This window comes from Bradyrhizobium sp. CIAT3101 (genome assembly GCF_029714945.1).
In the GTDB taxonomy this organism is placed as follows: Bacteria; Pseudomonadota; Alphaproteobacteria; order Rhizobiales; family Xanthobacteraceae; genus Bradyrhizobium.
Map to the genome: position 1 here is coordinate 3,111,818 of NZ_CP121634.1, position 13,429 is coordinate 3,125,246.

Here is a 13,429-nt window from a genome sequence, read left to right on the forward strand (position 1 = left end):
AGGCCCCTGCGGTCAAGTGACCATCACGACGGTTTCTTGACGGGCGATTGATCAAACAGGGGATGAAACGTCCGGGGCTTCCAGCCGAAATCCTGCGACGCAGGCTTCGAATCGAAAATCATGTCTTTCGTCATGCGCGTGCCCATCGCCACGTTCGCACCTGGAAAGAGTGGTTTCGCGAAAACGAAGGCGGCCTTCCACAGGGACGCGGGAATCGAAATGGTTCGCCGAGGTAGCCCCATTCCTTCGAAAATCCGACCGATCATGTCACGATAGGTCAGCGTCTCGCCGCCGGGGAGGGAATAGAACTTGTTCGCAGCCGACGCGGTTGATGCGGCTGCGATGGCGCCGATGGCCAGATCCTCGGCATGCACCGGCTGTCGGAGACCCGAGCCGCCGCCGACCAGCGGCATGAAGCCAAATCGTCGGATGAGGCGCGAAAGCGGCGTGATATTGGTGTCGCGGCCAGGGTCGTAGATCAATGTCGGACGCAGGATCGTCCATTCGACATCGTTGCGTGCGCAAGCCTGCGCGATTTTGTCTTCGGCCTCGGCGAGCCTGCCCAACAACTCGCGCTCTTCGGCGACCTCGCTATCTCGCTTGGTCATGACACTGGTGGAGCTGAATACGACGATACGCTTCAGCGAAGGATCGAAGATATGGGGAAGGGCGTCCGCCAACAGAATAGCATCGGCCGTGCAGTAGAGGGTCGTGAACGGCGGGAAGTTCAGGGCTTCAGGCTTCGCCAGGTCACCGCAATACCAGTCGACATCTGCCGCGCTCTTGCGTGATCTGGAGAGGGCAAGCGGCCGTTGTCCGCTCTGCAGCAGCAGCCGGAGAATATGGCCGCCGACCAACCCTGTGGCGCCAATGACCAGGCACCTTTTTTCGTCCGCCGAACTCATTCCATCAATCATGTCTTGAGTGATCCAGATTCGCACGCCCCAAAGGGCAGCGTCACTGCCGCGCCGGAAGCTCACCTCGCTCCGCGGCGGCAGCAAGCCGGTAGTGCTCACACGTCCTTCGGAGCTTCATGCACGCCGTGTTGCTTCAACGTCGTCCGGCCGTCAATACGTGCGCGATGAAGTCCGGCTGCGAACTCTTCTTCGGCTCTGCAACAAGCTCGCCGGCGCTGCCGCCGCCATAATATAGACCTAAGGGCGTTATTCTATCAGATGACTACTGGGGGGTGAGATCGTGCAGGTCAGGGATTTTTCCAATGGCTTGGCCGAACATCCTGGATGTCGTGAAGATCAAGCTGTTCCCTCCGAACTACGACGCGTGGATTGCGAAAAGCCACACGTACAAGGAGCGTCTGGTTTCGTCAGGATCGGCTTTTGCAGGCCAATGGCGCCCGCTGGATCATCTCAGTTTTGCCGACTACAGCGGCGACATCATCAACGCGTCCCATCGGCATCTTGCTGATGCGCCGCTCGGGCATCAGGGCGTCGAGTTCCTGATCGAACTTGGCATCACTGGTTATTTGCGACGCGGCGATGCGCTCAAGCTTTATGAGCTGGCGTTCCGAGCTCCCGGAGATGTTCTGGAGGCCGGCACCAACAAAGGACTGTCAACTTCGATCCTGGCGCAGGCGGTTCACGATCGGGGCCACGGCTCCATCGAGACAATCGAGCTGGACCGCGGAAACAGTGTTGAAGCCGAGCGGAATCTCGCGGGACGCCCGGGTAGCGAGCGCGTAACGTTCACCGTCTCGGATGCGACGCGACGCATGAACGAACTTGCCGTGCAGGGGAAGACGTACGGCTTCATCTTCATCGATCACTGGCACGGATATCGGGCGACGGTCGATGCCGCCGAGCTAGCCAAAGAGCTGCTGGTCGATGGCGGGTTCGTCATGTTTCATGATTTCCTCGATCCCGGCAATGCGGATCGGCGGCACGTCTATGGCGTTTACCAGGCCGTGCTCGACGTCATCGTTGACGACGATCGCTTTTCCTTTGCGGGCGTCTCCGGGTGCTGCGCGATATTTCAGTTTGATAGCGTTCAAGCCGCTCGATAAATGTCGAGCAGCCGCGCATTGCTGCGGGCGGTCATGAGGTTGCGGCAACCGAGCTTCATCGGTGCAGCCGGTGGTGCCCGATGAGAACCCGTCTCTAGCGACTTGCGCCCGAGGCCGGCGTCGCGCCGGTCGGCTGCTCGGTCCCGTCCTTTGGCCGGTCGGCGGCCGGGAGCTGGCGCAGGCGTTGGCGTTCCTTCATCCATGCATCGTATTGCGGCGTTCCTGGTCGTGGCGGGGCGTCCGCAGGCAGGCCGCCGGCCCATTGCGGGACGTAGTCGCCCATACCGGCCGACAGCTTCTCGTTGACGGTGCCGCAGCCGGACAGGCCCGTGGCAAGCGCGACGAGAAGCAGGAGAGAATGGAAACGCATGGACATCGTACGGGCGCCGGAATCGGGACGGGGATGGTCAAACGCCGGATAACCAGCGGGTCAGGAACGGTAGCCTTCAACAAGGTAAAATTGGCTTATTCGAGGTGGGTATCAAAATACCGAAATGGATGGGCGCCTCGCTCGCCAATGTTCAAATTCTGCAAATGAAAGGCGAAATCCTCCATCCACCCGGCAGGTCGCCTTTCTAGACTGTGACCATCAGCTCGCGACAATCTGGCTTGGTCGGCGGCCGGGCTTTTTCGTTGACAGGTCCATTTTATTTGTACAATCGTACAAATGGACGCGACCAGGATCGAGGTGCTCGGGTTACCCCGGCGTAACCGCGACTTCGCACTCCACGCTTGGTCATCGGGACGCGCGGCTTGCGCCGAATGGTCGCCAAACGTCCGATTGACAATGAGGGCGCGAAAGACGCCTTGTGACGCGCGAGTTCGCTCGTGCGTGGGTTAAGGTGAGGCAAGGACCGGGCACTCGGTCCGGCGCACAAGAGGTCAGGAATGAAGGGGAGGGACATCTGATGTTCGAACGCAAACTATTTACGCAAACGGTCTCTTGGGCGGCCGCGGTTGCCGCCATCGCGGGCCTTGCGGCTGTCGCGCCGGCCAAGGCGGAAGACACCGTCAAGGTCGGCCTGATTCTGCCGATGACCGGCGGGCAGGCCTCGACCGGCAAGCAGATCGAGAACGCGATCAAGCTCTACATGCAGCAGAAGGGCGACACCGTCGCCGGCAAGAAGATCGAGATCATCGTCAAGGACGATGCTGCGATCCCGGATAAAACCAAGACCGCCGCGCAGGAGCTGATCGTCAACGACAAGGTCAATTTCATCGGCGGCTTCGGCGTGACCCCGGCGGCGCTCGCGGCTGCGCCGCTGGCGACGCAGGCCAAGATCCCGGAAGTCGTGATGGCGGCCGGCACCTCGATCATCACCGAGCGCTCGCCCTATATCGTGCGCACCAGCTTCACGCTCGCGCAGTCCTCGACCATCATCGGCGACTGGGCCGTGAAGAACGGCATCAAGAAGGTGGCGACGCTGACCTCGGACTACGCGCCGGGCAATGACGCGCTCAACTTCTTCAAGGAGCACTTCACCGCTGGTGGCGGCGAGGTGGTCGAGGAGGTCAAGACGCCGCTCGCCAATCCCGACTTCGCGCCGTTCCTGCAGCGCATGAAGGATGCCAAGCCCGACGCGATCTTCGTGTTCGTGCCGGCGGGCCAGGGCGGCAACTTCATGAAGCAATATGCCGAGCGCGGCCTCGACAAGGCCGGCATCAAGGTGATCGGGCCGGGCGACGTCACCGACGACGACCTGCTCAACAACATGGGCGACGCCGTTCTCGGCACCGTGACCGCGCACATCTATTCGGCGGCGCATCCCTCGCCGATGAACAAGGACTTCGTCGCCGCCTACAAGAAGGCGTTCGGCACGCGTCCCGGCTTCATGGCGGTGAGCGGCTATGACGGCATTCACCTGATCTACGAGGCGCTGAAGAAGACCAATGGCGACACCGACGGCACCAAGCTGATCGAAGCCATGAAGGGTCAGAAGTGGGAGAGCCCGCGCGGTCCGATCTCGATCGACCCGGAAACGCGCGACATCATCCAGAACGTCTATATCCGCAAGGTCGAGAAGGTCGACGGCGAGCTCTACAACGTCGAGTTCGCGACCTTCGAGGCCGTGAAGGATCTCGGCAAGACCAAGAAGTGACGCGCGAAAGCGCGTCATCCCGGGGCGCGCTCAGCGCGCTCCGGCCACGACGACTAACTTCAAGCTGAGACGATGACCTCAATCCTCACCAACCTGTTCGATGGCGTTGCCTACGGCATGCTGCTGTTCGTGCTGGCCTGCGGGCTCGCGGTTACGCTCGGCCTGATGAACTTCGTCAATCTCGCTCATGGCGCCTTCGCCATGGCCGGCGGCTATGTCTGCATGGTGCTGGTCAACAGGATGGGGTGGCCGTTCTTCGCCGCGCTGCCGCTCGCCTTTGTCTCCGCGGCCGCGATCGGAATTGCGCTCGAGCGGACGCTCTATCGCCATCTCTATGCGCGCAGTCATCTCGACCAGGTGCTGTTCACGATCGGACTGACGTTTATGTCGGTCGCGGCCGTCGACTACATCCAGGGCTCGTCTCGGGTCTTCATCAACCTGCCGGCCGCGCTGCAGGGCCAGTTCGACCTGTTCGGCGTCGGCATCGGCCGCTACCGGCTGATGATCATCGTGATCTGCGGCCTGCTGACCATCGGTCTCCAGATGGTGCTGGCCAAGACCCGTTTCGGCAGCCGCCTGCGCGCCGCCGTCGATGATCCCCGCGCCGCGAGCGGCCTCGGTATCAACGTGCCGCAGGTGTTCGCCTTCACCTTCGCCTTCGGATGCGGCCTTGCAGGCCTCGGTGGCGCCCTGAGCGCCGAGATCCTCGGCCTCGATCCGTATTTCCCGCTGAAATTCATGATCTACTTCTTGATCGTGGTCACCGTCGGCGGCTCGTCCTCGATCACCGGACCGTTTTTGGCCTCGCTGCTGCTCGGCATCGGCGACGTCGCCGGCAAATATTACGTGCCGAAGATGGGGCCCTTCGTGATCTACACCATGATGATCGTGATCCTGATCTGGCGCCCGAACGGCCTGTTCGGCCGCACGGCCGCGCGTTGAGTTTGCCGATGAACGCTTCTTCCGACGTCGGTTATCACGCCCAACGGCAGGCGCGCTGGCACTATGGCGAGGCTGCCTTCTGGCTCGTCGTGCTCGCGTGCGGCTTCCTGTTTCCCACGCGCTATCTGATCATGACCGACATCCTGCGGCTGGCGCTGTTCGCGATGTCGCTCGATCTCATCCTCGGCTATGCCGGCATCGTCTCGCTCGGCCACGCCGCCTTCTTCGGCGTCGGCGCCTATGCCGCGGGATTGCTGGCGCTTCACGGCATCATCAATGAGCCGGTGCTGGCGCTGATCGCGGCGGGTCTCGCCGCAATGGTGCTCGGCTTTGCCACCAGCTTCCTGGTGATCCGCGGCGTCGACCTGACCCGATTGATGGTCACGCTCGGCATCGCGCTGCTGCTGGAGGCGCTCGCCGAGCGTTTCTCCAACATCACCGGCGGTACCGACGGCCTGCAGGGCATCGAGATGCAGCCCATCCTCGGCGAGATCCCGTTCGACATGTTCGGCAAGGCCGGCTTCTTCTATTCGCTGGCCGTGCTGTTCGTACTGTTCCTGCTCGCCCGTCGCATCGTGCATTCGCCGTTCGGCCTGTCGCTGCGTGCGATCAAGAACAACCCGCTCCGCGCCGCTGCCATCGGCATTCCCGTCAACCGCCGCCTGATCGCGATCTACACACTCGCGGCGTTCTATGCGGGTATCGCAGGCGCGCTGTTCACCCAGACCACGGCGATCGCCTCGCTCGATGTGTTCGCCTTCGACCGCTCGGCCGACCTGATGCTGGTGCTCGTCATCGGCGGCACCGGCTATCTCTATGGCGGGCTGATCGGCGCGGTGATCTTCCGCATGCTCCAGGAAGTGTTCTCCACCATCACCCCGCAATACTGGCAGTTCTGGATCGGCCTCGTGCTGGTCGTGATCGTGCTGGTCGGCCGCCAGCGTCTGCATCGCTGGGTGCTTTATGTGCCGAACCTGATCATCAAGCAGGTCGCCGGACGAAAAGCCGTCGTCGCCGTGCCGGAGAGCGATTCATGACCATCGCGCTCGAAACCCAGAATCTCGAAAAGACCTTCGGCGGCCTCCGCGTCACCCGCGACCTGTCGCTGAAGATCGAGCAGGGCGCCCGCCATGCGCTGATCGGTCCGAACGGTGCTGGCAAGACCACGGTGATCAATCAGCTCACCGGCGTGCTCAAGCCGAACTCGGGCCGTATCCTGCTCGAAGGCCAGGACATCACCGATCTGCCCGTGCACAAGCGCGTGCTGCGGGGCCTGTCGCGTACCTTCCAGATCAATCAGCTCTATCCTGATCTCACCCCGCTCGAGACCATCGGCCTTGCCGTCTCCGAACGCCTCGGCCATGGCGGCGACTGGTGGCGGCGGATGGGCACGCGGAGCGACGTCAACGGCGAGATTGCCGATCTCCTGACGCGCTTCCATCTGCTCGACGTCATGAACGAAGAGACCGTGACGCTGCCCTACGGCAAGCAGCGCCTGCTCGAGATCGCGGTCGCGATCGCCGCCAAGCCGCGGGTGCTGCTGCTCGACGAACCCGCCGCCGGCGTGCCCGAAAGCGAGCGGCACGACATCCTTGCCGTCGTAGGTAGCCTGCCGCGCGACGTGACCGTGCTCTTGATCGAGCACGACATGGATCTCGTGTTCTCGTTCGCCGACCGTATCTCTGTGCTGGTCTCCGGTGCGCTGCTGACTGAAGGCCCGCCCGACCAGGTCGCGCGCGATCCGCAGGTGAAGGCGGTCTATCTCGGCGAGGAGGCGGTCAATGTCTGACCTGCTCGCGATCGATTCACTTCGCGCCGGCTATGGCGAGGCGGTGGTGCTGCCCAACATGTCGCTGCGCCTTGCCGAGGGGCAGGTGTTGGCGCTGCTCGGGCGTAACGGCACCGGCAAGACCACGCTGATCAATTCCATCGTCGGCGTGACCCGCCGTTTCTCCGGCAACGTCACTCTCGGCGGCACCGACGTCACGACCATGCGGCCGGACCAGCGCGCGCGTGCCGGCATTGGCTGGGTGCCGCAGGAGCGCAACATCTTCCGCTCGCTGACGGTTGAGGAGAACATGACCGCGGTGGCCCAGCCCGGTCCCTGGACCGTCGAGAAGGTCTACGAGATGTTTCCGCGGCTGAAAGAGCGGCGGAGCAATTTCGGCAACCAGCTCTCCGGCGGCGAGCAGCAGATGCTGGCGATCGGCCGCGCGCTGACCCTCAACCCGAAGGTCCTGCTGCTGGACGAGCCGACCGAGGGCCTCGCCCCCATCATCGTCGAGGAGCTGCTGAAGGCGATCGGCACCATCACCCGGGCGGGCGGCATCTGCTCGATCATCGTCGAGCAGAACGCGCAAAAGATTCTGGGGCTCGCCGACCGTGTTGTGATATTGGAGCGCGGAACGATCGTCCACGACGCCCCGAGCGCCGCGCTGAAGGCCGACCCTTCGGTCCTGGAGCGCCACCTCGGCGTCGCAGGGGCGGCGGCCCACTAAAAAATTCTTGGGAGTTTAAGAATGCAGCGAACCAAAGCCCCCTTCCGCGCCGACGAGGTCGGCAGCCTCCTGCGCCCCGCCAAGATCAAGGAAGCCCGCGCGAAGCTCGAGAAGGGCGAGATCTCGGCCGACGATCTGCGCAAGATCGAGGACATGGAGATCGAGAAGGTCGTGCACAAGCAGGCCTCGGTCGGCCTGAAGCTCGCGACCGACGGCGAATTCCGCCGCTCGTGGTGGCATTTCGATTTCCTGGCCAAGCTCACCGGCTGCGAAATGTTTCACCCGGACACGGGCATCCAGTTCGCGGGCGTCGAGACGCGGCATGACGCGGTCCGGGTCATCGACAAGCTCGATTTCCCCGATGACCATCCGATGCTGGACCACTTCCGCTTCCTGAAGAAGGTCGCTGACCAGGCCCACGTCACCGCCAAGATGACGATCCCGTCGCCAGCCGTGCTGCACTTCCGCGGCGGCCGCAAGGCGATCTCCAAGGACGTCTATCCCGATCTGGACGCCTTCTATGAGGATCTCGGCAAGACCTACCGCAAGGCCGTCAAGGCGTTCTACGACGCCGGCTGCCGTTATCTGCAGTTCGACGACACCGTCTGGGCCTATCTCTGCTCGCAAGATGAGCTGAAGAAGGCGCGAGAGCGCGGCGACAATCCGGAAGGCCTCCAGCAGATCTACGCGCGCATCATCAATTACGCGCTGGCCGAGAAGCCCGCCGACATGGTGGTGACCACGCATGTCTGCCGCGGCAATTTCCGCTCGACCTGGATTTCCTCCGGCGGCTACGAGCCGGTGGCCGAGACCATGCTCGCCGGCACCAATTACGACGGCTACTTCCTGGAATACGACAGCGACCGCGCCGGCGGCTTCGAGCCGCTGCGCTTCCTGCCCAAGGGCAACAAGGTTGTTGTGGTCGGCGTCATCACCTCGAAGTTCGGCGAGCTCGAGAAGAAGGACGACATCAAGCGTCGTCTCGAAGAAGCCGCCAAGTTTGCTCCGCTTGAGCAACTGGCGCTGTCGCCCCAGTGCGGCTTTGCCTCGACCGAAGAGGGCAACATCCTCTCCGAGGAGGAGCAGTGGGCCAAGCTCGGCCTTGCGGTCGAAATCGCGAAGGAAGTGTGGGGCAACTGAGCTTCGCACTGTCCGTCACGTGAGGCTGTAAGGCCTCGCCAATCCCTCGGTGTCGTCCCGGCCTAGTGCGCAATTGCGCACGGGGGGCCGGGACCCATACCCCCAGGGAGAAGTTGCGGCGCGAAGCCGGCAACTGCGAGCCCTCGCAAAACTACTTTCGGTGGTTATGGGTCCCGGCCTTCGCCGGGACGACACTGAATTTGATGCGCGGCCATCGCCTCACAGCAACGAGGTCACCCTCACTTCTCCGCCAGATAGACCTCGCCCAGCAGCGAGGAATTCGACCACGGCACCTGCTTGTTCTTCGTGCCCGAGACCACCTCGGCCCGCACCCGTGTCAGCATCTGCTGCACCTCCAGCCCCGGCGTGCCGATGTGGCGGGAGAGCGCTGCGGAGAAGGGGGAGTTCGCGCCTTCGCCGTCGAGCGCCACCTGGCCCGGCGCTGTCGCGAATGCGATCAGCGTGCCGGCCCCCAGCGTCGCGCCTGACCCGAGGCTCGACGGTGCCGCGAGGCCTGGCGCGCCCTCGATGTCGCGACTGCCGCCGGTGCTTGCAACCTGTTGCGCCATCGGATTGTTGCGGCAGGCATCGAAGATCAGGATGTTGGTGCGGACCTGGTCATCGAGGCCGGCCATGATGGTGTCCATGTCGATCATCGCTTCGGTCATGCTCGCGCCGGGTTTGAGCTCGACGTCGATGGGAATGAGATAGTTGCGGCCGTCGACCTGCACGCCGTGACCGGCATAGTAGACGAGTGCGACCTGCGCCCGCGCCGCATCACGCAAGAACGCGCGCGTCATCTTCTGCATCGCGGCGCGGTCGAGATCGACGCCCTCCGATACGATGAAGCCGATCTCACGCAGGCTCTTTGCGACGGCGCGCGCGTCGTTGGGCGGGTTGGGCAGTGCCTTCACATGGGCGTAGGCGCCGTTGCCGATCACGAGCGCCATGCGCCTGCCGGGTGTCGCGGGGGCAGGCGAGGGCGCAGGCGCGGCGTTAGCCTGCTGCTGCGTGGGCGTGGCCTGCTGTTGTCCCGACGAGGCGGGCGCATCGCGCGGGATCGGCGCGGTCGCGTCCGTCACCAGCGACAGCCGCACTTTCGCGGTGGCCTGATTGGCCTTGCTGCCGGCGTCCGAGGCCACGATCGCGAGCGTGGCGTTGTAGTCGTCCTTCGCGCGCGCATAGTCGCCCTTGGCCTCATAGGCCAGCGCGCGATGGGTGTAGGCGGAGATCAGCACGCTGTTCGGCGGCGTCATGATGTTGACCGGCGGCTTCTCCTTGGCGAGCCGGATCGCCTCGCTGCCGTCGGCGATGGCGCGATCGAGATCGTTCTTCGCGCGCCAGATCGCGGTGCGGTTGATCAGCGGCTGCGGCAGCGTCGGATCGAGCCGGATCGCCTGGTTGATGTCGGCGAGCGCGCCGTCGAGATCGCCGAGCGCTCCCTTCGCGATGCCGCGGTTCTGGAACGAGAACGCTGATCTCGGATCGGCCTTGATCGACATGTCGTAATCGGCGATCGCCTTGGCGTAGTCGCCCTTGCCGCGCCAGGCATTGCCGCGATTGTGGAAGATGATGCCGCTCGGCGGCCCGAGCTTCAGCGCGTCGTCGAAATCCGCGATCGCGATGTCGTAGTCGCCCTTGTCGTAATAGGCCGAGCCCCGCATGTTGTAGACCGCCTGGCTCGGCTGCAGCCGGATCGCCTCGGTGGTGTCGGCAATGACCCGGGCGTAGTCGCCCTTCTTGTTCCAGCCCACCGCGCGCCAGAAATAGACGGTCGCGAGCTGCTCGCCCTTGAAAACCTTCAGCGCGATGATCTTGCTGCAGGCCCCGACCATCTGATCCGCCGGGGTGGTCTCGGTGGTGCAGAGGGGCCCGAGCTGGCTGCGCGACTGGGCGGAGCAGGGCGCCGACCACAACGCGGCGGTGAGCAGGCCGAATGCCAAAAGCAGGCGGCGCATGGGGCTTCGGATGCGGGCGATACGACGGAAGGGGGACATGCCCCTTTTGTCGCCCCTGAGGGATCGCCGGTTCAGATCCCGTGGGTTGCGAGGGCAGGCCTACTTCTTCGGTTGGCGGGTGCGGACCTCGATGAAGCCGCCGGCCATTTGCACTTCGAATCGCGACAGGAAGCTCATGCCGAGCAGGCCATCCACTCCGGCGCCGAAGCTCTTGTCATCCGTCGTCTGAACCGCCACGGGCACGTTGGTTGCTTCCAGCTTGCCGAGCGCAACCTTGTCGGCCCTGGATAGCTTCGCCTTGATCTGGCCGTTGGCCGTTATGAGCGTGATCTCACTGGCGCCTGCGTCGGAGATCTTGGCGCGGTCGGCAAACGCGGCCTTCACGGACACGTAGCTCGCGCCGGTATCGAGGATGAACAGTCCGGAGACGCCGTTGATCGCAGCCTTCACTGTGACGACGTCCCTTCCCCCGCGCAGAGGGAAGCTTTCCTTGCGGGATTCGGTTGAGGCGACGCAGTTGCCCTGGCTCTCGTAGTCCGCGATGATTTTCCGCGTCTGGCTGGTATCGCGGGCGGCCGGATCGAGCGCGACCCATAGACTGATTGGCGCTGTTGCCTCGCAGAACTGTTTGAGAGCGGCATAAGCGCCTGCCATACGCAGGAAGACACGGCTCGAGATCGATTTCTTGTCCGTGCCATAGAGCTCGATGGCATCGGAATAATCGGCCAGCGCGCGGCGGTAGTCTTGCACGCCGTCAAGCGCGACGCCCCGCAAGTAATGCGCGTCGTGATTGGTCGGTGCGCGCCGGATGAACTCGTCGGCGACCTCGACCGCTCGGGGATAATCCGTGAGCTTGAGATAGATGTTGATCGAGCGATGCAGTGCCGTGATCGGCGCGCCGCAATTCATGACGAACTTGTAGAGCCCATCAGCGGCCTGCCGACGGTAGCCGAGCTTGTCCAGCGTCAGCGCGAGATCGCCGATGCTCTTCTGGTCGCACGGCTCGCGCTTCAGCTCTTCCAGGCGCAGCCAGATGAATGGGTCGCGCGCGGCCGCAACGGGCAGGACGCCGATCCTTTCATAGACGGATGCGAACACTTCGTCGGGATTGTCGTCCAGATAACCTGCGCGTGCGCCGCCCGATACTGCCGCCAGAACACAAGCGGCGAGCCACAATGACCTCAACATATCCTGCCCCGAACATCCCCGTTCGCTACGTATACCGGGAAGTGTGGGGGCGGCCAAACGCACGATGGGGGTGTCCCGGAGCGTGGTACGGCCGATCGATCGGCTGTTGAGCAATTCCAGGGGGTATTCCCTCAATGGGCAGAATTTGCTAGGAGGGCCGTGCCCAACATTCCTGCCCACCGCCGTCCCACTCATGAAAAACGACGAAATCCTGAGCCAAATCACCGAGTTCTGCCGCAAGGCGGACATGGCGGAATCGACGTTTGGCCGGCGTGCGGTGAATGATGGGAAGCTCGTGCACCGGCTGCGCGAGGGCAAGCGCATCACCATCGACACGCTGGAGCGGATCCAGGCCTATATCGCCGCGTCCACGACGGGCGGCCTGCCGCCGCCGCGGGGTCTTCAGGTGCCGCCGGAAAAGCGCGATCCGCGCGGCAATTTCCGCTTCTTCGAGAACCGGCAGAAATATCTGCTGTTTGTCCACACCTGCAGCGAGAAGCGGGTGGTTGCGGAGCGCGTTGCGCTGGAACTCGCCAGCATCCATCCGCGGCCCCCGGCGTTGCGCATTTTCGATGCCGGTGTCGGCGACGGCACGGTGCTGGCGCGGGTGCTGCGCGCCACGCACCAGCGCTACCCGCACATGCCGTTCTACGTGGCCGGCAAGGAGCTCAGTCTCGAGGATCTGCGCCTGACGCTGGAGAAGGTGCCGGACCGCATTTTCGAGCATCCGGCGTCGGTTTTCGTCTTCACCAACATGTTCTATTCGGAGGCGCCTTGGCTGACGCCCGCGTCGCCTGCGGCCGCCGCTGCCACCGTCTGGCACGAGGTCCCGCTGCGGGGGGGCTCATCGGGCGAATTCGAGCAGCAGATCGCCGAGCTGCGACCGTTCCTGGAGCAGAACTGGCGTGCCGCGATCAGCCCGCGCACCGCCATGCCGCTGTATGAGCGGCCGGTGGTGCTGGTGCTCTATCGCGAGGACCACCGATTCCTGCTGGATTCGACCATTCCGCGGCCGGGCCAGACCGAGGCCAATTTCGACCTCGTCATTGCATCCCAGCCATACCGGGCGCTGTCCTCGGTCAATTTCCGGGCCAAACGGATCATTGCACCGCTGGCGCGGGCGTTGCGGCCGGGCGGCCGCCTGATCGGTATTCACTCCCATGGTCACGATCCCGGCATGGAAATGATCCAGGCGATCTGGCCCGGAGAAAATCCTTTCTCGGTGAGCCGCCATGAGCTATTGCGCGCCGTGAAGTATGAGCTTGGGTCGTTGGGCCGCGACTTAAATTTTAATGCTTACGCGGATAACCGTTCGATCTTCAGGTATGATATGGAAGCGCTGCCCAACGAGGTGACGGGTACCATCGGAACCTCGACAGCCTTTGCAGCGTGGAATGCGGCGGTGTATGTCGCTCAGATTGAGGACGACCGGTTGACAGATATGACTCAAAACGGCCGCACTCTGGATGCCGCCAGGGATGTGCTGCGAAAGTACAACGGGCTCTGGTTTCTCGACGAATCCTACGTCATCTCGCGCCGGCGTGATTGACATAATCCAAGGGTAAACATCGCAAACTCCGCCTG

At 63.5% G+C, this 13,429-nt stretch carries 12 protein-coding genes; 8 read left to right on the top strand and 4 right to left on the bottom strand.

Features of this window, described 5'->3' with window-relative positions; translation table 11 throughout:
- Window positions 1–23: 23 nt before the first annotated feature.
- Window positions 24–1,016 (bottom strand): NAD-dependent epimerase/dehydratase family protein, encoded by a 993-nt coding sequence (locus tag QA645_RS14520; RefSeq protein ID WP_349253179.1) that lies wholly within the window; start codon window positions 1,014–1,016, stop codon window positions 24–26.
- 203 nt (window positions 1,017–1,219) lie between these two features.
- Between QA645_RS14520 and QA645_RS14525 the strand changes: the two genes are divergently transcribed.
- Window positions 1,220–2,020, top strand: coding sequence for a class I SAM-dependent methyltransferase (locus QA645_RS14525; RefSeq protein ID WP_283051043.1), 801 nt, complete (start codon window positions 1,220–1,222; stop codon window positions 2,018–2,020).
- Between the two features lie 94 nt (window positions 2,021–2,114).
- Here the strand turns inward: QA645_RS14525 and QA645_RS14530 are convergent, their stop codons facing one another.
- Window positions 2,115–2,396 carry a hypothetical protein gene (locus QA645_RS14530; RefSeq protein WP_283051046.1) on the bottom strand — a complete coding sequence of 94 codons (282 nt, stop codon included), beginning with the start codon at window positions 2,394–2,396 and terminating at the stop codon, window positions 2,115–2,117.
- Window positions 2,397–2,928: 532 nt separating this feature from the next.
- On the opposite strand from QA645_RS14530, the gene QA645_RS14535 reads away from it, so the two are divergent.
- From QA645_RS14535 to QA645_RS14560, 6 genes are all read left to right on the top strand, one after another.
- Window positions 2,929–4,119 carry an ABC transporter substrate-binding protein gene (locus tag QA645_RS14535; RefSeq protein ID WP_254132706.1) on the top strand — a complete coding sequence of 397 codons (1,191 nt, stop codon included), beginning with the start codon at window positions 2,929–2,931 and terminating at the stop codon, window positions 4,117–4,119.
- Between the two features lie 72 nt (window positions 4,120–4,191).
- Window positions 4,192–5,061, top strand: a complete 870-nt coding sequence (locus tag QA645_RS14540) for a branched-chain amino acid ABC transporter permease (RefSeq protein WP_254194590.1) — start codon at window positions 4,192–4,194, stop codon at window positions 5,059–5,061.
- A gap of 8 nt (window positions 5,062–5,069) precedes the next feature.
- Window positions 5,070–6,098, top strand: coding sequence for a branched-chain amino acid ABC transporter permease (locus tag QA645_RS14545; protein ID WP_283051050.1), 1,029 nt, complete (start codon window positions 5,070–5,072; stop codon window positions 6,096–6,098).
- On the top strand, window positions 6,095–6,850 hold the full coding sequence (locus tag QA645_RS14550) for an ABC transporter ATP-binding protein (RefSeq protein WP_283051051.1): 756 nt from the start codon (window positions 6,095–6,097) through the stop codon (window positions 6,848–6,850). Before QA645_RS14545 ends, QA645_RS14550 begins: the two co-directional genes overlap by 4 nt.
- The gene (locus QA645_RS14555; protein ID WP_148775284.1) at window positions 6,843–7,559 is read left to right on the top strand and encodes an ABC transporter ATP-binding protein; all 717 of its coding nucleotides are present in this window, start codon (window positions 6,843–6,845) and stop codon (window positions 7,557–7,559) included. The genes QA645_RS14550 and QA645_RS14555 overlap by 8 nt, the downstream gene beginning before the upstream one ends.
- Window positions 7,560–7,580: 21 nt before the next feature.
- Window positions 7,581–8,699, top strand: coding sequence for a cobalamin-independent methionine synthase II family protein (locus QA645_RS14560; protein ID WP_254132702.1), 1,119 nt, complete (start codon window positions 7,581–7,583; stop codon window positions 8,697–8,699).
- Between the two features lie 239 nt (window positions 8,700–8,938).
- Here QA645_RS14560 and QA645_RS14565 read toward each other — a convergent pair whose 3' ends face one another.
- Both QA645_RS14565 and QA645_RS14570 read right to left on the bottom strand, forming a co-directional pair.
- Window positions 8,939–10,657 (bottom strand): caspase family protein, encoded by a 1,719-nt coding sequence (locus QA645_RS14565; protein WP_283051055.1) that lies wholly within the window; start codon window positions 10,655–10,657, stop codon window positions 8,939–8,941.
- A gap of 99 nt (window positions 10,658–10,756) precedes the next feature.
- Entirely contained in the window at window positions 10,757–12,094 is a 1,338-nt protein-coding gene (locus tag QA645_RS14570) for an aspartyl protease family protein (protein ID WP_283051056.1), read from the bottom strand.
- Between QA645_RS14570 and QA645_RS14575 the strand changes: the two genes are divergently transcribed.
- Window positions 12,039–13,394, top strand: a complete 1,356-nt coding sequence (locus QA645_RS14575; protein WP_254135466.1) for a hypothetical protein — start codon at window positions 12,039–12,041, stop codon at window positions 13,392–13,394. The genes QA645_RS14570 and QA645_RS14575 overlap by 56 nt on opposite strands.
- Window positions 13,395–13,429: the final 35 nt, after the last annotated feature.

Bases quoted from the DNA above. Each gene is read 5' to 3' on its own strand.
- QA645_RS14555 (WP_148775284.1), top strand. From the start codon at position 6,843: ATGTCTGACCTGCTCGCGATCGATTCACTTCGCGCCGGCTATGGCGAG.
- QA645_RS14570 (WP_283051056.1), bottom strand. From the start codon at position 12,094: ATGTCCGCCTTGCGGCAGAACTCGGTGATTTGGCTCAGGATTTCGTCG.
- QA645_RS14575 (WP_254135466.1), top strand. From the start codon at position 12,039: ATGAAAAACGACGAAATCCTGAGCCAAATCACCGAGTTCTGCCGCAAG.
- QA645_RS14540 (WP_254194590.1), top strand. From the start codon at position 4,192: ATGACCTCAATCCTCACCAACCTGTTCGATGGCGTTGCCTACGGCATG.
- QA645_RS14530 (WP_283051046.1), bottom strand. From the start codon at position 2,396: ATGTCCATGCGTTTCCATTCTCTCCTGCTTCTCGTCGCGCTTGCCACG.
- QA645_RS14535 (WP_254132706.1), top strand. From the start codon at position 2,929: ATGTTCGAACGCAAACTATTTACGCAAACGGTCTCTTGGGCGGCCGCG.
- QA645_RS14560 (WP_254132702.1), top strand. From the start codon at position 7,581: ATGCAGCGAACCAAAGCCCCCTTCCGCGCCGACGAGGTCGGCAGCCTC.
- QA645_RS14545 (WP_283051050.1), top strand. From the start codon at position 5,070: ATGAACGCTTCTTCCGACGTCGGTTATCACGCCCAACGGCAGGCGCGC.
- QA645_RS14550 (WP_283051051.1), top strand. From the start codon at position 6,095: ATGACCATCGCGCTCGAAACCCAGAATCTCGAAAAGACCTTCGGCGGC.
- QA645_RS14525 (WP_283051043.1), top strand. From the start codon at position 1,220: ATGGCTTGGCCGAACATCCTGGATGTCGTGAAGATCAAGCTGTTCCCT.
- QA645_RS14565 (WP_283051055.1), bottom strand. From the start codon at position 10,657: ATGCGCCGCCTGCTTTTGGCATTCGGCCTGCTCACCGCCGCGTTGTGG.